This is a genomic window from Candidatus Pseudomonas auctus (assembly GCF_048654275.1).
Classification (GTDB): domain Bacteria; phylum Pseudomonadota; class Gammaproteobacteria; order Pseudomonadales; family Pseudomonadaceae; genus Aquipseudomonas; species Aquipseudomonas pharyngis.
Genome location: NZ_JBJYZK010000007.1, coordinates 45,047 through 62,733, shown reverse-complemented (window position 1 = coordinate 62,733; position 17,687 = coordinate 45,047). Strand labels below are relative to the sequence as shown.

At 61.8% G+C, this 17,687-nt stretch carries 16 protein-coding genes; 10 read left to right on the top strand and 6 right to left on the bottom strand.

Translation table 11 applies throughout. From position 1 onward, the window contains the following. Positions 1–82 precede the first annotated feature (82 nt). Positions 83–649, bottom strand: a complete 567-nt coding sequence (locus ACKUG4_RS14820; RefSeq protein ID WP_236189248.1) for a DUF4174 domain-containing protein — start codon at positions 647–649, stop codon at positions 83–85. Between the two features lie 211 nt (positions 650–860). Between ACKUG4_RS14820 and ACKUG4_RS14815 the strand changes: the two genes are divergently transcribed. Beyond that, positions 861–1,325, top strand: a complete 465-nt coding sequence (locus ACKUG4_RS14815) for a GNAT family N-acetyltransferase (protein WP_064380849.1) — start codon at positions 861–863, stop codon at positions 1,323–1,325. Here ACKUG4_RS14815 and ACKUG4_RS14810 read toward each other — a convergent pair. The 3 genes from ACKUG4_RS14810 to ACKUG4_RS14800 all read right to left on the bottom strand — a co-directional run bounded on the left by ACKUG4_RS14810 (position 1,315) and on the right by ACKUG4_RS14800 (position 3,301). Next, entirely contained in the window at positions 1,315–1,590 is a 276-nt protein-coding gene (locus ACKUG4_RS14810; RefSeq protein WP_445434287.1) for a hypothetical protein, read from the bottom strand. The genes ACKUG4_RS14815 and ACKUG4_RS14810 overlap by 11 nt on opposite strands. Before the next feature lie 79 nt (positions 1,591–1,669). Beyond that, complete coding sequence (locus tag ACKUG4_RS14805; protein WP_039767649.1) at positions 1,670–2,455, bottom strand: sulfite exporter TauE/SafE family protein; 786 nt, start codon at positions 2,453–2,455, stop codon at positions 1,670–1,672. Positions 2,456–2,551: 96 nt separating this feature from the next. Then, positions 2,552–3,301, bottom strand: a complete 750-nt coding sequence (locus tag ACKUG4_RS14800) for a hypothetical protein (RefSeq protein ID WP_039767696.1) — start codon at positions 3,299–3,301, stop codon at positions 2,552–2,554. A gap of 247 nt (positions 3,302–3,548) precedes the next feature. Between ACKUG4_RS14800 and ACKUG4_RS14795 the strand changes: the two genes are divergently transcribed. The 3 genes from ACKUG4_RS14795 (at position 3,549) to ACKUG4_RS14785 (ending at position 6,109) form a co-directional block, all read left to right on the top strand. Next, positions 3,549–4,697: an aldose epimerase family protein gene (locus ACKUG4_RS14795; RefSeq protein WP_445434286.1), complete on the top strand. Its 1,149-nt coding sequence runs from the start codon at positions 3,549–3,551 to the stop codon at positions 4,695–4,697. 90 nt (positions 4,698–4,787) lie between these two features. After that, on the top strand, positions 4,788–5,609 hold the full coding sequence (locus ACKUG4_RS14790; RefSeq protein ID WP_445434285.1) for an aldo/keto reductase: 822 nt from the start codon (positions 4,788–4,790) through the stop codon (positions 5,607–5,609). 29 nt (positions 5,610–5,638) lie between these two features. Beyond that, positions 5,639–6,109, top strand: a complete 471-nt coding sequence (locus tag ACKUG4_RS14785; RefSeq protein WP_445434284.1) for a DUF1810 domain-containing protein — start codon at positions 5,639–5,641, stop codon at positions 6,107–6,109. On the opposite strand, the gene ACKUG4_RS14780 is transcribed toward ACKUG4_RS14785, so the two are convergent. After that, positions 6,074–8,434, bottom strand: coding sequence for a DNA polymerase II (locus tag ACKUG4_RS14780; protein ID WP_445434283.1), 2,361 nt, complete (start codon positions 8,432–8,434; stop codon positions 6,074–6,076). The genes ACKUG4_RS14785 and ACKUG4_RS14780 overlap by 36 nt on opposite strands. Positions 8,435–8,623: 189 nt before the next feature. Between ACKUG4_RS14780 and ACKUG4_RS14775 the strand changes: the two genes are divergently transcribed. Beyond that, on the top strand, positions 8,624–9,064 hold the full coding sequence (locus tag ACKUG4_RS14775; RefSeq protein ID WP_011335068.1) for a CBS domain-containing protein: 441 nt from the start codon (positions 8,624–8,626) through the stop codon (positions 9,062–9,064). Here the strand turns inward: ACKUG4_RS14775 and ACKUG4_RS14770 are convergent, their stop codons facing one another. Further along, the gene (locus ACKUG4_RS14770; RefSeq protein ID WP_011335069.1) at positions 9,065–9,688 is read right to left on the bottom strand and encodes a glutathione S-transferase N-terminal domain-containing protein; all 624 of its coding nucleotides are present in this window, start codon (positions 9,686–9,688) and stop codon (positions 9,065–9,067) included. It abuts the gene before it with no gap. Between the two features lie 1,090 nt (positions 9,689–10,778). Here ACKUG4_RS14770 and ACKUG4_RS14765 point away from each other — a divergent pair. The 5 genes from ACKUG4_RS14765 to ACKUG4_RS14745 all read left to right on the top strand — a co-directional run bounded on the left by ACKUG4_RS14765 (position 10,779) and on the right by ACKUG4_RS14745 (position 17,687). Then, positions 10,779–11,597 (top strand): TonB family protein, encoded by an 819-nt coding sequence (locus tag ACKUG4_RS14765; protein WP_064597914.1) that lies wholly within the window; start codon positions 10,779–10,781, stop codon positions 11,595–11,597. 49 nt (positions 11,598–11,646) lie between these two features. After that, positions 11,647–12,351, top strand: coding sequence for a MotA/TolQ/ExbB proton channel family protein (locus ACKUG4_RS14760; protein ID WP_039770206.1), 705 nt, complete (start codon positions 11,647–11,649; stop codon positions 12,349–12,351). Further along, positions 12,351–12,752 (top strand): ExbD/TolR family protein, encoded by a 402-nt coding sequence (locus ACKUG4_RS14755; protein ID WP_011335072.1) that lies wholly within the window; start codon positions 12,351–12,353, stop codon positions 12,750–12,752. The genes ACKUG4_RS14760 and ACKUG4_RS14755 overlap by 1 nt, the downstream gene beginning before the upstream one ends. A gap of 208 nt (positions 12,753–12,960) precedes the next feature. Then, the gene (locus ACKUG4_RS14750; RefSeq protein ID WP_445434282.1) at positions 12,961–15,666 is read left to right on the top strand and encodes a TonB-dependent receptor; all 2,706 of its coding nucleotides are present in this window, start codon (positions 12,961–12,963) and stop codon (positions 15,664–15,666) included. 149 nt (positions 15,667–15,815) lie between these two features. After that, positions 15,816–17,687, top strand: a complete 1,872-nt coding sequence (locus ACKUG4_RS14745) for an extracellular solute-binding protein (RefSeq protein ID WP_445434281.1) — start codon at positions 15,816–15,818, stop codon at positions 17,685–17,687.

Below are 17,687 nucleotides of genomic sequence, written 5' to 3'. Positions count from 1 at the left end.
TCAAAGTATCGCGATCATTCCGGCGGACAAAAAAATGGCGAACGTTTAAACGTTCGCCATTTTTATTCAGAGCCTGCCTCAATCAATCATCCGGCATTTCCGGCGGCTTGGCCGGTTTGGTCGGCTTGGCCGGTTTTGTCCCTTTCGCCCCCTTGGCCGGCGCCGGTTCTGCAGCAGCCGGCGCCGTCACCACGGTGGAAGTGGCTTCTTTTTCAGCGGCAGGCAACGCATCAATGGTGTCGAAGATCTTCTTCAGATCGACCGCCGCCGCTTCATCCCCCGAAGCCGTCAGTTTGGTCTCGCCATCCTTGCCCACCAGGAAGACTTTCGGATACGCCCCGGCGCCCAGCTTCAGCGAGCGCAGCAGCGCCATGGTTTGCTGCTGCTCGAGGCTTTTGCCATCGACCTGACCGCTCATGCTCAGGATGGTGTAAACCTTGATCTTGCGGTCGGCGATGCCTTGTTTGTTGGCCGGGTCATCCAGCGCTTTTTTCAGGCTGACCCAATAAGAATCGACTGTGCTGGAAGCGATCACGATCAATGGGCGGTTAATGCCCTTGTCGACGTCCAGAGGGGAATCGCCGTCGGCGGCGAACAGGGGGCCGGCAATCGCCAGCAAGAGTGTCAGGGTCAGTGACCTGATGAGCATGCGCATCTCCTTTTGATATCCACGCTCTAATGATTGCGCATCGCGGCGATTGTTCCGGAGGCTGCCCGGCAAAAAGTGTTTCGCCTTGCCCAAAGCTTAGGTCAGCACCGATTTTGCGCAACCGGTTGGGCGCGATCATGTCGCGCATTTGATTACCTTTTATGACCGCATTAGGGTGGCTGTTCAACCTGTGAAATGGAGTTCAACGCGCATGCACATCGACTACCTGTGCGATCACCCCGAACTGATTGAAGAACTGGCCGAACTCAACTTCAAGGAATGGGGCCAGTACAAACCCGAAGACACCCTCGCCAGCCGCACCGAACGTATGCGCGCCGCCTGCGGCAAAGGTGCGATTCCCAGCGTGGTAGTGGCGATCGAAGACGGAAAACTGCTCGGCGGTGCGCTGCTGATCGACAGCGACATGGATGCCCGTCCGCAATTGACGCCGTGGCTGGCCGGGGTCTACGTGAAGGCCGAACAGCGCGGCCGCGGGATCGCTTCGCAACTGGTAAACCGCATCGTCGAGGAAGCCGCCGCACTGGGGGTGCCACAGTTGTACCTGTACACCGATGCCGCGCAGTCGCTATATGCGCGCCTGGGTTGGGAGGTGCTGGAGGAAATGGAATATGACGGATTGCCGGTGACGGTGATGAAGCGCTCTATCAGCCAGTGATCGCTTGGCTCAGCGCCAATTCCAGCGCCGCTTCCAGCCCGGAGAGTTCGACGCATCGGCCGCCAAGCCAAAGCATTCCGTCATCAAGGCTGACGCTCAATGTCACAGCTGGTTTGTCACCCGGATATTCGCGCAGCAGTAGATCAATACCGCCAGCGGTTTCATTGGTAGTGGAAATCAGGTCCCACTGGCTGCCACTCAAGTCCAGCAGCGTCTGTTGGCGCTGCTGATCAACCACTAGAGGCGCGTAGAGCCAGTGGCTCATGTGCATTTCCCGGGGCTCGACCGTGATGGCGAGACGGCCATTACAATGGAATGTGGTTTCGCTCATGGCTGCCTGCCGATCAGAACGCCAGCTTGTAACCGATCAACACCAGCATCGTCGCCAGGCACGGGCGCAGCAGTTCATCGGAGACGCGGCCGGTCAGGTGGCTGCCGAGCCAGATGCCCGGCAGCGAGCCGACCAGCAGAAAACCCAGCACGCCCCAGTCCATGTTGCCCATGCTCGCATGGCCGAGGCCGGCGACCAGGGTCAGCGGGACGGCGTGGGCGATTTCGGTGCCGACCAGGCGGCGGGTCGGCAGCAGCGGATAGAGGATGAACAGTGCGACGGTGCCAAGGGCGCCGGCGCCGATGGAGGTCAGGGCGACCATGGTGCCGAGGATCAGACCGGTGATCACGGTCATGCCATTCAGGCGCGCACCGCTGGGGTTGTAGTTGCCGCCAGCACGTTTGTGGGCGAATTCCAGCAGGCGTTTCTTGAACAGAATCGCCAGCGCCGTGGCGAACAGCACGAAGCCCAGCGCTTGCTTGATGATGGCGTTCATCGCGTCCGGGGCGGTGTGCAAGGTGCTGAGGAACCACAAGGTCATCGCCACCGCCGGAACACTGCCCAGGGTCAGCCAGCCGGTGATGGCCCAGTCGATGTTCTTGTTCTTCCTGTGCACCAGCACGCCACTGGATTTGGTGATGGCCGCGTACAGCAGATCCGTGCCCACCGCCGTGGCCGGATTGATGCCGAACCACAGCAGGATCGGCGTCATCAACGAACCGCCGCCGACACCGGTCATGCCGACGATGAACCCCACCACCAGCCCGGCTATCACCAGGCCGAAATTTGCCAATTCCATTAAGACGTCCAGACAAACCACAGGAAAAATCCGGCCCGCAGCATAACCAGTTTTCTTATAACGCCCTATATCGATCGGATCTATCGTTATGCCATTTCACTGCACTGGCAAAAAATTCAAAAACAGCAGGCTCTGGGCGTAATTCAGTCCGATGCGCCGGTAGCGCTCGTCGAGCATCTGGGTCAGCAGATCCAGACGCGCCACGACTTTGCCGAACTCCGTGGCGAAACTCAGGTTGCTGCCCTCCTCGGAAATCTCGTTGGAAAACAGCAGCGGCTGGCCATCCTTGTTCTGCCGCTGGGCGAGGATCCAAGTGGCTTTCTCGATGTTGCGCGCGGCGTTGTTGACGAAGGTCGGGTTGATCGCATCGGTCATGTAGAACTCGGTGCGATTGCCGTGGGCGGTGACCAGCATGCTGCCGATCGCATAGATGAACGCGCCGACCCGGTCGCCGAGGAATTCCGGGCTCATGGCATAGCTCAGCGCTGCCAGATCCTTTTTGCCGCCGAGGGTTGGCAAGGGTTGCTGTTGCTCGATGGCCAGTCGCACCTGCTTGACCGCCGTGCGAATGTCGAGAAAACCGGATTTGCGCAGTTCCTCCGGGTTACGCAAATACAACTTGCCCATCAAGCGGTAGAGGCTGTCGAGGTTGTCACGCATCGCCAGAGTTGCCATGCGATCGACGCTGGTCTGGAGAAATTCCTGAGGCCTGCCTTCGCGCATCTGGGTGATGAAATTGTTGCCGTCCTGATGGCTGCAACCGCCGAGCAACAGCGTCGACAGGCAGGCCAGCAGCAAGCACGGGCGATGAATGAATGCAGCGATGGGGTGCAAAACTCTCGGCATGAATTCTTTGACGGACACGTTCCTGTGCGGCGGAAGTCACCGCACCCTGGCCATGGATAGAGCCGGGGATTTCGCAAAAGTGCAGTGCCGGCGTGGATTCCCGACCTTCGGCGCCCTTGGCTCAATCAATTTAGTCCGACTTTATTTTTGCATTAATCGTTTAATCCGCTATAAATTCCCATTCATCCATTAATTAGCATGACTATTTAACGATTTTCAAAACAACAACAAAAAGGAAGGTCAACCCATGCTTCAATCCCGACACTCACTCTGCGGCCTCGGACTGTCCCTGATGATCGCCACCCTCTCCGCCCAGGCCGCCGGCCTGTCCAGCGAACACAAAGCCTTCGGCCAAACCAATGACGGCACGCCGGTCGAGCAATACATCCTGCGCAACAGCCACGGCATGCAAGCCACGGTCATCACCTACGGCGCGACCTTGCAGGCGCTGCAAGTGCCGGACAAGCACGGCAAGCTCGACGACATCGTCCTCGGTTTCGATGATGTGCAGGGTTATCAGAAAGGCACCGCGTACTTCGGCGCAACCATCGGCCGCTTCGGCAATCGCCTGGCCGACGGCGCATTCGAACTCGACGGCAAGCGCTATCAAGTGCCGCAGAACGACAAGACCAACGCCTTGCACGGCGGCACTCAGGGCTTCGACAAAAAGGTCTGGAAGGCGAAGGAAACCAAAGACAAGGATTCGGTCGGCGTGACCCTCACCTATCTGTCGGCGGATGGTGAAATGGGTTTCCCCGGCAACCTCACCACCGAGGTGACCTACCGCCTTACCGACTCTAACGAGCTGCGCATCGACTACAAGGCCAGCACCGACAAACCCACTGTGCTCAACCTGACCAACCACAGCTACTTCAACCTTGCCGGCGCCGGCAATGGCGACATCCTCAAGCAAGTCGCCACCCTGCACGCCAGCCATTACACCCCGGTCACCGCCAAGCTGATTCCGACCGGCGAACTGGCGCCCGTGGCCGGCACACCGATGGACTTCACCAAACCGACCGCCATCGGCCAGCACATCAAGGCCGATCATCCGCAGTTGAAATTCGCTGAAGAGAAACAAGGCGGCTTCGATTTCAACTGGGCGCTGGACACCAAGGGTGACGTCAGCAAACTCGCCGCCGAAGTCAGCGACCCGCAATCCGGTCGCCACTTGCAGCTGTTCACCAACGAACCGGGCGTGCAGTTCTATACCAGCAACTTCCTCGACGGCACGGTCAAGGGCAAGGGTGGCAAGGTCTATCCGCACTGGGGCGCGTTCACCCTGGAGACTCAGCACTACCCGGATTCGCCGAATCAGCCGAACTTCCCGAGCACCCGGCTCGATCCCGGCCAGACCTACACCCAGAGCGTGGTGTTGAAGTTCTCCGCCAAGTAAGCACCTGACCTCCTTTCTGGAACCGGACGGAACCCGTGGGCTATTCTGCTGCCCACCCAAGGTATCGACCGTTTCAGAAAGGAGGTTTGAATGCGTACCCTCGAATTGGCTGGCGTGCAGGTGCCGGTGATTGGTCAGGGCACCTGGCGCATGGGCGAAGACCGCTCGGCGCACAAGCGTGAAGTCGCGGCCCTACGCAGCGGCATCGAGCTGGGCATGACCCTGATCGACACCGCCGAAATGTACGCCGAGGGCGGTGCCGAAAGCGTGGTCGGCGAAGCCATCGCCGGCCTGCGCGATCAAGTGTTTCTGGTGAGCAAGGTCTACCCGCACAACGCCAGCCGCAAAGGCATTCCCCAGGCCTGCGAGCGCAGTCTGCGCCGGCTCGACACCGATTACATCGACCTCTATCTGCTGCATTGGCGCGGCCAGTATCCGCTGGAAGAAACCGTCGAGGCGTTCGAGCGTCTGCGCGAGGACGGCAAGATCGGTCGCTGGGGCGTGTCGAATTTCGACGTCGATGATCTCGAGGAACTGTCGAGTTCGGCCTGCGCGACCAATCAGGTGCTGTACAACCTGGAAGAGCGCGGCATCGAATTCGACCTGCTGCCGTGGTGCCAACAGCAGCGCATGCCGCTGATGGCGTACTGCCCGATCGGCCAGGGTGGCGCGATGCTTGCCGAGCCGGTGTTGAAACAGATTGCCGCTCGTCACGGCGTGACCCCGGCACAGGTTTCGCTGGCGTGGATTCTGCGTCAGGATGGGCTGATCGCGATTCCCAAGGCCGTGCGCCCGGAACACGTGCAGCTCAATGCACAGGCGGCGCAGCTGCAACTCGAGGCCGGGGATCTGGCGGCGCTGGACCAGGCGTTTCACGCGCCAAAACGCAAGCAGCGGCTGGCCATGGTCTGAGCCACCGCCGACTGACAGAGGGCTTCGCCATGAGAAGCACTGATCAGGACGATCCATTCAACCTGCAACGCTTCGTGCTCGCCCAGGACCCGGTGTTCGAACGGGTCCAGCGCGAGCTCGGCGAGGGCCGCAAGCGCAGCCACTGGATGTGGTTCGTGTTCCCGCAGTTCGCCGGGCTCGGCGGCAGCGAGATGTCGCGGCGGTTCGCAATTGGCTCGGCCGGTGAGGCCAAGGCCTATCTGGCCCATGATCTGCTCGGCGCCCGGCTGCGGACCTGCACGCAGTTGGTGCTGAACGTGCAGCAGCGTTCGATTGCCGAGATTTTCGGCCATCCGGACGACCTGAAATTCCACTCATCAATGACCCTGTTCGCTCAGTTCGCTGACGACGACAGCCCTTGGCATCAGGCGCTGGAGCGTTTCTTCCACGGCATTCAGGACGAGTGGACCCTGCAACTGCTGGACTCAAAACAGGCCCAGTTGCCCACCGATCAGGGTTGAGAAATCGTCGTCGACAAACGGCAGGATCGCATCCGCCACCGGTTGCAGCTGGCGAGTGATGTAGTGGTCGTAGTCGATGGCCGCGCGGCGCACTTCCAGCGGTTCGGGGCCGGCGAGGGTGATGACGTAGCTGATCCAGCCGCCATTCTGATACTGGCGGGGGCGCCCGTGCTGCGCGTTGTAATCGTCCGCCAGCCGCGCGGCGCGGACGTGGGGCGGCACGTTGCGTTCGTAGTCATCGAGGGTGCGGCGCAGGCGCTTGCGGTAGACCAGTCGCTCGTCGAACTCGCCGGCCAGGGTCTTGCGCACGTACTCGCGCACGTAATCCTGATACGGCTTGCGCTGGAAGATCCGCTCGTACAGCTCCTGCTGAAATTGCCGGGCCAGCAGCGACCAGTCGGTGCGGACGGTTTCCAGGCCTTTGTAGACCATTTCTTCGCTGCCGTCGGCGCGGGTCACCAGGCCGGCGTAGCGCTTTTTGCTGCCCTCCTCGGCGCCACGGATGGTCGGCATCAGGAAGCGCTTGTAGTGGGTCTCGAACTGCAATTCGAGGGCGCTTTCCAGCCCGTACTGCTCACGCACATGCTCGCGCCACCAGTCATTGACGTGTTGCACCAGCGCCCGGCCGATGGTTGCCGCCTCTTCCTGACCATGGGGGTGACGCAGCCAGACGAACGTCGAGTCGGTATCGCCATAAATCACCGCGTGGCCCTGGGCTTCGATCAACTGCCGGGTGCGCAGCATGATCTCGTGGCCGCGCAGGGTGATCGATGACGCCAGCCGCGTATCGAAAAACCGGCAACCGCTGGAACCGAGCACACCGTAAAAGGCGTTCATGATGATCTTCAGCGCCTGGGACAACGGCGCGTTTTGCTCACGCTTGGCGGTCTCGCGCCCCTCGGCGACCCGAGCGACGATGGACGGCAGGCAATGCCGGGTACGGGAAAAGCGCGCACCGCGAAAGCCCGGCACCGAGTCGCTGTCGTCAGGATGCTGCAAGCCTTCGATCAATCCCACCGGGTCAATCAGAAAAGTGCGGATGATCGACGGATAAAGGCTCTTGTAGTCGAGCACCAGCACCGATTCGTACAGCCCCGGTTGCGAGTCCATGACAAACCCGCCGGGGCTGGCCTGCGGCGGATTGGTGCCAAGGTTCGGCGCCACAAAACCCTGGCGGTGCATCAGCGGCATGTACAAATGGGTGAATGCCGCCACCGAGCCGCCGCTGCGATCCGCCGGCAGGCCGGTGACGCTGGCGCGCTCCAGCAAGAATTTCAGCAGCTCGGTCTTGGCGAAGATCCGCGTGACCAGTTCGCAGTCCTTGAGGTTGTACTTGGCCAGCGCCGGTTTGTCCTCGGCGAACATGCGGTTGATCTCGTCCATGCGCTGGTACGGGTTGTCGATGGACTTGCCTTCGCCAAGCAGGGTCTGGGCGACGTTTTCCAGGCTGAACGAGGGAAAGCTCCAGGTCGCCGAACGCAGGGATTCGATGCCGTCGATGATCAACCGTCCCGCCGCTGCAGCGAAGTAGTGATTGCGGCTGCCGTGTTCGCGCCACTGCATTTCCTCGCCGCCACGCCCGAGCTTGAGCGGCACGCCGAGGCGCCGGGCGTGTTCGTGGAGGATGCGCAGGTCGAACTGCACGAGGTTCCAGCCGATGATCGCGTCGGGGTCGTGGCGGGCGAACCAGTCGTTGAGCTTCTTGAGGATCAGGGTCCGCGACTCGCAGTACTCGAGATCGAAGTCGACAAGGCTGTCATCGCCGTTCGGTGCGCCGAGCATGTATACCTGGCGCTCGCCGCAGCCTTCCAGGGCGATGGAGTACAACTCGCCCTGCTCGGTGGTTTCGATGTCCAGCGAGACCAGCCGCAGTTGCGGGCGATAGTCAGGTGAAGGTTTGAGGTGGGCGTCGAGCAACACGCCGTCGGCATCGGGCGTGCCGCTGAACCAGACGGGCGCGGTGATGAAACGCTCCATCAGGTAGCGCTCGGGCGGTCGCACGTCGGCTTCGAAGACATCGACACTGTGCCGGTTGAGCGCGGTTTCGAGGCGCATCAACTGACCATGCTGCTGGCAATACAGCCCGAGCACCGGGCGATGCTCGAAATCCTGCAGGGCCAAGGGGCGCAGCTCGACGCTCTTTTCGTCCGCCAATACCCACTCGGCCTGCTCACGCTGCGCAGCCGGGATGAACGCCACCGACGGCTGATGCGGCAGGCGCACACGGCGCGGCCCGGCGTCGGTCGCCAGCCAGAACTCGACTTCGGTGCCGGCCGGGGTGTCGCGCCAATGCCGGGTCAGGACGAAGCCCTGCTGTAAATCCACCACTGCAACCTCAGGAATTGATTCAGACGGGCATTCTACGCGGCATTGCCGCCACCCGTGACAAAGGCCTCGCCATGAAAAACCCGGTCAAATGACGTTTTTTGCGTGTTATCTGCCGTTTTGCGGCCTTGCCCTGCGCGCCTGCGTCTACGATGCTTGGAGAACAACGACAACACCTGAGTAACCGCCATGAAAACCGTCGCCCAGCTGCTCAAGCTCAAAGATCCGAAAAATCAGGAAGTGCACCAGATCAAACCCGATCACATGGTGCTCGAAGCGCTGATGAAAATGGCCGAGAAGAACGTCGGCGCCTTGCTCGTGGTGGAAGACGACAACGTGGTGGGCATCATCAGCGAGCGCGATTACGCACGCAAACTGGTGCTGCACGGACGCTCCTCGGTGGGCACGCCGGTGCGCGACATCATGGTGGCGAACGTGATCACGGTGGACACCCATCAGACCGTCGACACTTGCCTTGGCATCATGTCCGACAAACGCCTGCGTCACTTGCCGGTGGTGGAGAACGGCAAGCTGATCGGCCTGCTGTCGATCGGCGACCTGGTCAAGGAAGCGATTGCCGAACAGGCCGAACTGATCAAGCAGCTGGAGCAGTACATTCGCGGGGAGTGATCAGCCGGGCCAATGCCGCGCAAAGACCGGCGCCAGCACCGGGTGCCGGTCGATGCGCTGCAGCCACGCATGGAAACCGGGTCGGGCCTGGCGCAGGTGTTCGCGGGCACCGGCCCAGCGCGTGACCACCGCCGCCAGCACATCCAGTGCGCCCGGTGTTTCATCGTCCAGGTACAGCTCGGCCGAGAACTGATCGGCAAACACCTCCCAGCTCCAGTGCAGTCGTTCCCGCGCACCCGCCATCAGATTCTGTCGCGAGGCCTCGTCCGGCATCACCAGCCAGCGTTCCGGGTAATCAATGATCCCGATGGCCGCATAGCAATTGCTGACGATGTACACCAGGCCCCGAATCGCCTGATCGCGGTCAGCGCCGTTGGCCGGCAGCAGGCCGGATTGCGCAAAGCTTTGGCCCAGATGAATCAGGATCGCCGCACTTTCGGTGATGACACTGCCGTCCGGCAGTTGCAGGGTCGGGATCTGTTTGAGCGGATTGAGCCGCGCCAGCTCCTGCGCCGCTTCCGCACTGGCCTCGATATCGATGAAGCGGTAAGCCACCTGGCACAGCTCGAGCGCCGCCTCGATGGCCGCTGCTCCTGAGTTGCGGTGTCCGTAGAGCTGATACATATCCCCTCCTCCACTGCGAAAGGCATCCCGCCTGGCCCTATTTATAGCCGTTGTATCGAATTTGGCACGGATTGCGCATTCATCGGCAGCTTGCGAATCCCTGATCTCGCAAAACAGCGCTGGCGGTGCCCATCCCGCACCAAGAGCAATCAGCGAACGCTATCCGCGTTCTTGTAAGGTGCGATACCGAACCAAAAGTTCGCGTATCCGAGCTGGCAACAAGGAGTTCACCGCGTGAATCTTGACCTGCTGCGCCACCCTCTTCTCTCCGTGCCCGTTTACCTGCGCCGCGTTCGCCCGCCGAACAGTCCGTGCATTCCTTTTATTACCTGAACACCTTCACTATTTATTTTTTAAATAGCACGCAAGCAGTCATTGCGTGCGCGCTGCATTAATGAATGCCAGAACAGATTGTTCGACAATAACTTTCCGACAGCACACCCGTACAACTTTTGCTGTTTGGAGTTGATGCTCGAAGCGCACCAAAACTGCACTTCCAGTCATTACATCGTTCATGCGGAACGACCGACTTTACTTAAACAAGAACAAGGAACATCGCCTGTGACCCGCTAAAACCCTGACCCGCACCAAATCAGTCCGGCACGCACCATCACGCGCCCTGGCCGACACGAGAACAGCCGCTCTATCTCGCTGAACAGCGCGATACCGCGCCAGAGCTGTCTCGCCCTGAAAAAAGCTCTGCAAACAGGGCCATCGGGACGTCATGCGCCCAGGAAAACCGGCCTGTTTAATGAAACTTATATAAATGCGACATACGTATCACCCATGAAATAACCGATACACATTTGGTCACTCTTTGGCACAGCGGTTGCTATTGCATCAACCATGAGGGCAAGAATGATGTTCGCCACTCAATTGCACACTCACTTATAAAAGAACAGCCACGGACCGGATCAATGAACCATCGAAGTCGACATTACTGAAGCAATAAGCTGCACAAGCCCTGTTCAATAGATAGTTCAACTATCGGCTTCTGCACACCTGTATGAAAGTTGCGACCACTCACTCGAACAACGCCCTGTTGTTCGAACGGCACCTTATTGCCCTTCATCCAGCCGAGGGAGCTTTAATGAACGATGCGGTAAAGCACAGAAGTCCGCCGGGGCCCTTGCGGGAAGCGCCGCTCCCGTCGGTTGCGGGCCGGCCCGTGTTTAAGGCCAACACTTCGCAGCCCGGCGGCCTGAACAAACAGCAGATGCTGTTGCTGGTGGCGGTGTCGGCGTTGATACACGGCGGCGCCTGGTGGTTTTTCCAGCAGGCGCGGGCCGAGCCGCTGCCCACGCCACCGGAAATTCCGGAAATGACCGTCGAGCTGACCAGCCCGACACCTCCGGCCCCGCCGACACCGGAGCCGCCTCCACCCCCGCCGCCCCCTCCCGAACCGGAACAGCCGGTGGAAGACGAGGACGCGGTCAAGCCGCCGCCCAAACCGGTGGAGAAACCCAAGCCGATCGAAAAACCGAAACCGGTCGAGAAACCCAAACCGGTGAAAAAGGCCGAACCGCCGAAAGCGCCTCCCGCCCCTGCGCAACCGGCTGCGCCTGCCGCCCCGGCCACCCCGAGCGCGCCTCCGGCACCTGCTGCGGCACCGGGCCCGGTGAAAGAGTCGGCGGCGATTTCCGGCCTCGCCAGCCTCGGCAACCCGCCGCCGGAATACCCGTCGCTGGCCCTGCGGCGCAACTGGGAAGGCAGCGTGGTGCTGCGGATTCAGGTGCTGGCCAACGGTCGCGCCGGTTCGGTGACGGTGACCAAGTCCAGCGGCAAGCCGCAACTGGATGACGCGGCGGTCGCGGCGGTGAAGGCCTGGAAGTTCATCCCGGCCAAGCGCGGCGACACACCGATCGACGGCTTCGCCACCCAGACCATCGATTTCAAATTGCCGCAATGACGGCACAACAACCGAACTCACAACCGATTAACGCAAGCGAGGTGTAGCCATGAACGATTCTCTGTCTTCGATGATTGTCCCCGGCGTGCTCTGGGGGCTGGTGCTGTTTTCCGTGGTCAGTTGGGCGATCCTGCTGGTCAAGTCGGCGCAATACCTGCGCCAGAAAACCCAGAACAAGCAGTTCAGCAAAGCCTTCTGGGGCGCGCCGGACCTGCTCACCGCTGCCGAACACGCCAGCCAGTATCCGGGCTCCCTGGCGCGGATCGCCAGCAGCGGTTTCGAAGCCTTGCTGGTGGAAGAATCCCCTCGTACCACCCAACAACTGGCGCACACCATCAACCGTGCCGACCGCCTGGAGCGCAACCTGCGCCAGCAGATCCAGAAGGAACGTCGCTCGCTGGAAAACGGCCAGGCGATCCTCGCCAGCATCGGCAGCACCGCGCCGTTCATTGGTCTGTTCGGCACCGTGTGGGGAATCATGGAAGCCCTGCAAAGCATCGGCGCCAGCGGTTCGGCCAGCCTGGAAACCGTGGCCGGGCCGATCGGCCACGCGCTGATCGCCACCGGCGTGGGGATTGCCGTCGCGGTACCGGCGGTGCTGATTTACAACTTCTTTCTGCGGCGTCTGAAGCTGGCATCGGCGGATATGGATGACTTCGCCCACGACTTCGACGCCCTCGCCTCGCGCAGCGCTTTCTCCATCAGCCGCCAGGCCATCGCCAAAACCACGGCCGCCGTGCGGGAGGCCAGCTGATGTCCTTTTCCACTCAAGACAGCGATGAAGTGCTCAGCGAAATGAACGTCACGCCGCTGGTGGACGTGATGCTCGTGCTGCTGGTGGTGTTCATCGTCACCGCACCGCTGATGACCAACGCGATCAAGGTCAACCTGCCAAAAACCGACGCCGTCGCTCCCGCCGAAAAGAAGGATCCGGTGGTGGTCAGCGTCGATCAGGACGGCAAGTTCTTCCTGGCCAAGACCGAGCTGGCGCCGGAATCACTGGAGGCCAGCCTCAAGGAGGTCAAGGCCAAGGATGCTGACGTGCGCGTGCAGCTGCAGGCCGACTCCGCCGTGAATTACGGCCAGGTCGCCAAAGCCATGGCGTCCATCGAGCGCTCGGGCATCACCAAGATATCGGTGATGACCACCCGCTGACGGCGGTGCCGGGCGCGCAGTGAGGGACGCGCCCGGCACCGCTCGTTGAATCCCGTCGCAATCGGCCGACCGAAAAAACGCAGCGCGTCTTCGGAGGGGATCGGCTTGCTTGAAGAAAGTGGTTTTCGCGGCGCGGCACCACCGTGCTCCGTGCAAAGAGGGCTCACAAGGCCATTTCGATAAACGTCTAACAAAGTCGGAAACAACCATGCTGATGAACACTCCACGCTTCACGCTCAAACCCTTGGTGGCGACGATTTCCCGCCACCGTTTCGTTCCGTTGTACCTGGTGGCCATGGGGATGGGTGCCGGGGTACAAGCCGCCGAGGACGACAACAGCGTCCCGGCCGCTGCGGCGGTGGTCGCGCCGACCACGCAACTGCAACGGGTTGAAGTGACCGGTTCGGCGATCCGTCGGGTCGATGCGGAAACCGCGGTGCCGATCACCGTGCTCAAGGCCGATGAACTGCGCAAACAGGGCGTGACCACCACCGCCGAACTGGTGCAACGCATCACCGGCAGCCAGTCGATCAACAACAGCGCAGGCTCGGTCGGCGCGGCCACCGGCGGCGCCTCGTTCGCCGACATGCGCGGCATCGGCGCGAACAAGACGCTGGTGCTGCTCAACGGTCGCCGGCTGGCCAACAACGCCCTGTCGGGCACCAACTCGGCCGGCGGCGCGGTGGATCTGAACATGATCCCGTTTGCCGCGATCGAGCGCGTGGAAGTGCTGCGCGACGGCGCCTCGGCCCTGTACGGTACCGACGCCATCGGCGGCGTGATCAACTTCATCACCAAGAAATCCATGACCGACGGCCAGCTCACCCTCGGCGGCGAAACCCCGACCCACAGCGGCGGCGGTGCGACCAAGGACATGAGCGCCAGTTGGGGCTACGGCGACCTGGAACAGGACCGCTTCAACGTGCTCGGCGTGTTCAACTACAACAAGCAGCAGAACCTCGACGCCAACGACCGCTCCTTCGCCCGCGACTACGTGCCCGGCCGGGGCCTGGACCAGACCTCCGGCACCGCGTTCCCGGGCAACTACAGCCAGAACGGCAACGCCACCAACCCGCTGGCCAACAGCAATTGCAACGGCCCCAACCTGGTGGCCCGCGACGGCCTCTGCCGCTTCAGCACCCGCGAGTACATCGACCTGGTGCCGCAGACCGAGAAGACTTCGTTCTTCGGCAAGACCACCGGCAAACTGGCCGACGACCACAACGTCAACCTCGAATACTTCTGGTCGCGCAACAACAACGCCACTGCTATCGGCCCGGCGCCATTGACCGGCCTGAGCCTGGATTCGTCCTCGCCCTACTACCCCGGCAACGGCATCACCCCGGCGCCCACCGGTTTCGCCCTCGACCCGACGCAACCGGTGGACGTGAACTGGCGCGAAACCGCCGCCGGCCCGCGTGAATCGAAAGACCAGAACACCAGCCAGCGCTTTTTGCTGAGCTTCGATGGTCTGGTCGGCGGTTGGGACTACAACGTCGGCGCCTCGTACAACCAGAACAAGATCGTCTCCAGCGTCACCAGCGGCTACGTCAGCGATCAGGCGATGATCGACGGTCTGGCCAGCGGTCTGCTCAACCCGTTCGGCCCGCAGAGCAGCGCCGGTCAGCAGTACATCGATCAGGCCGCGTACCACGGCGCCTATTCCACGGCGGTCGGTCGGGTCGCCGGTTTCGACGGGCGGATCAGCCGCGAAATCGGTGACTGGTTTGGTGCCGGTCCGTCCGGCCTGGCCCTGGGCGGCGAGTACCGCAAAGAGAAATTCCACCAGGACTTCGAAGCCTTTGCCGGCGACATCCAGAGCCTGGGCATCGACCCGGCCGGCAGCGTCGAGGGCGACCGCAGCGTGAAAGCCGCCTACGCGGAAATCAACGTGCCGGTGCTCGACAGCCTGGAATTGTCCGCCGCCGTGCGTCACGACAAATACAGCGACTTCGGCAGCACCACCAACCCGAAATACTCGTTCCGTTATCAGCCGCTCAAGGAGCTGGTGGTGCGCGGCGCCTACAGTGAAGGCTTCCGCGCGCCGTCGCTGTATGAGCTGTATTCGCCGCGCAGCATCACCTACACCCAGGGCTACTACAACGACCCGGTACTGTGTACCGGCGGCGTGGTACAACCGGGCGGCAACGGCGGGCGCGATTGCGGTCAGCAGTTCCTCAACCAGATCGGCGGCAACGAAGACCTGGCCCCGGAGAAAGCGCGCAACGTGACGCTGGGCTTTGTCTATCAGCCGGTCAGCAATCTGTCCGTGGGCCTGGATTTCTGGTGGATTCACATCTCCAACCAGATCCAGCCGTTCCCGGAATCCACCGTGTTCGATCAGGCCGGCAGCTACCCTGACCGCTTCGTGCGCAACGCCGACGGCACGCTCAACTACATCGTCACCGGCAACGCCAACCTGGGCATCGTTGAAACCAACGGCGTCGATGTATCGCTGGACTATCGCTTCCCGAACACGCCGTACGGTCAGTTCGGTCTGGGCCTGCAAGGCACCTATGTCGACGAGTACGACTTCCAGAGCACCATCAAGGGCCCGTTCACCGACAAGGTCGGCGACTTCCGGGGTGATGGTGTGATCGCCCGCTGGAAACACAACCTGACCGGTTCCTGGACCTTCGGCGCGGCCCGTGCGGCACTGACCAACCGCTTCACTACCGGCTACAACGACTACGACCGCGAGACCAACGCGCGGGTCGCGTCGTATTCGGTGTGGGACCTGTCGGCCGGCTACACCTTCGACAAGGTGCTGGACGTCGATGCCGGGGTGAAGAACCTGTTCGACCGCGATCCGCCGTTCTCCAACCAGGCCTACAACTTCCAGAGCGGTTATGACCCGCGCTACACCGATCCGCTGGGCCGCACGCTGTTTGCGCGCATGACGTACCACTTCTAAGGAACGAGCACTGCATAACCCTGTGGGAGCTGGCTTGCCAGCGATAGCGGTATGTCAGCGAAGTAGATGTCGGCTGACACGACGCCATCGCTGGCAAGCCAGCTCCCACATGGGGTCCTTGTTCATTCAGAGGTTTGAGGAGTGATCTCATGAGTTTTCTGCGCAACATGGCCGGCCTGCTGCTCGGCAGCGCGCTGCTGTGCAACGCGGCATCTGCGCTGGCCGGCGGCAGCTACGCGATGACGGTGTACGGCGAGGCGCCGAAATACCCCGCCGGTTTCCAGCACTTTGATTTCGTCAATCCCGACGCCCCCAAGGGCGGCTCGCTCAGCCGCGCTTCGATGGAGATCGGTCAGTACAACTACATCACCCCGTACGCCGATCAGGGCATTTCCGTGGTGCAGGTCAACGACTGGGTGTATTCGCCGCTGGCGTTCCGCTCGCTGGACGAGCCCTACACCGTCTACGGTCTGGTGGCGCAAACCATGGAGCGCGATCCCGACGGTCTGTGGGTGCGCTTCAACCTGAATCCCGAGGCGCGTTTCGCCGACGGCACGCCAATCACCGCCGAGGATGTGCGCTACACCTTCGAGCTGTTGATGACCAAGGGCAGCCTGAGTTATCGCCAGCAATACGCCGACGTGCAGGACGTGCTGATCGAAGGCCCGCGGCAGATTCGCTTCACCTTCAAGAACAACCTCAACCGCACCCTGGCGCTGGATCTGGCGTCGCTGCGACCGGTGCCCGAGCACTGGTGGAAAACCCGCGACTTCGCCAACGGCGGCGGTTTCGAACCACCATTGGGCAGCGGCCCGTATCGGGTGAGCAAGGTCGATGCGGGACGCAGCATCAGTTTTCAGAGAGATCCGCACTGGTGGGGCAAAGACTTGCCGGTCAGTCGCGGGATGTACAACTTCGACAGCCTGACCGTGAATTTCTACGGCGACACCGACGTCGCCCGGCAACTGCTGCAGGCCGGCGCGTTCGACTACAACCGCGAGTTTTCCTCGTCCGGTTATGTGGTCGGCTACGACAGCCCGGCCCTGCGTGACGGTCGCCTGCAACAGGCGATTCTCGCCCCGGACAAACCGACCAGCGCCCAGGGTTTCGTGTTCAATCTGCAGAACCCGCTGTTCAAGGATCGCCGCGTGCGTCAGGCGCTGAGCCTGCTGTGGGATTTCGAGTGGACCAACAAGCAGATGATGCGCGGCTTCTACGTGCGCCAGAACAGCTACTGGCCGAAGAGTGAAATGGCCGCCACCGCACTGCCCGACGCCGAAGAACTGGCGATCCTCGAACCGCTGCGCGGACAGATTCCGGACGAGGTTTTCAGCCGGGTCTATCAGGCGCCGAAAACCGATGGCAGCGGCTACATCCGCGACAAGCAGTTGCAGGCCCTGAAGCTGCTGGCCGAGGCCGGATGGACACCGAAAAACAATCGGCTGGTGAACGCCGCCGGCGAGCCCTTCGAATTCACCTTCCTCGACGGTCAGGGCGGTTTCGACCGCATGCTGCTGCCGTACAAACGCACCCTGGCGCAGATCGGCATCACCCTGAATCTGCGACGCATCGATTCGGCGCAATACATCAACCGGCTCAACGCCCGGGACTACGACATGATCGTCACCAGTTTCCCCCGCAGCGGTGATCCAATTGTCTCGCCGGGCCGCGAGTTGTACAGCCTGTATGCCTCGCAGAGCGCGACCCAGGTCGGCAGCTCCAACTCGATGGTGCTGGCGGATCCTGCGGTGGACCGGCTGATCGACGGCCTGGTCCAGGCCAATACCCGCGACGCCATGGTGCGTTACGCCCGCGCCCTCGACCGGGTGCTGCAATGGGGTGACTACATGATTCCCAACTACTACTCCAAAGGCACGCCGACGGTGTTTCAGAACCGCTTCGGCAGGCCGGCGGTACAGCCGATCTACAGCGAAGGCCTCGATACCTGGTGGGAGGTCTCGGCCAAGCCGCTGACCAACCAGCAGATGAGTGCCCTGCGCCAGCTCGCGGGGGGCCAGTGA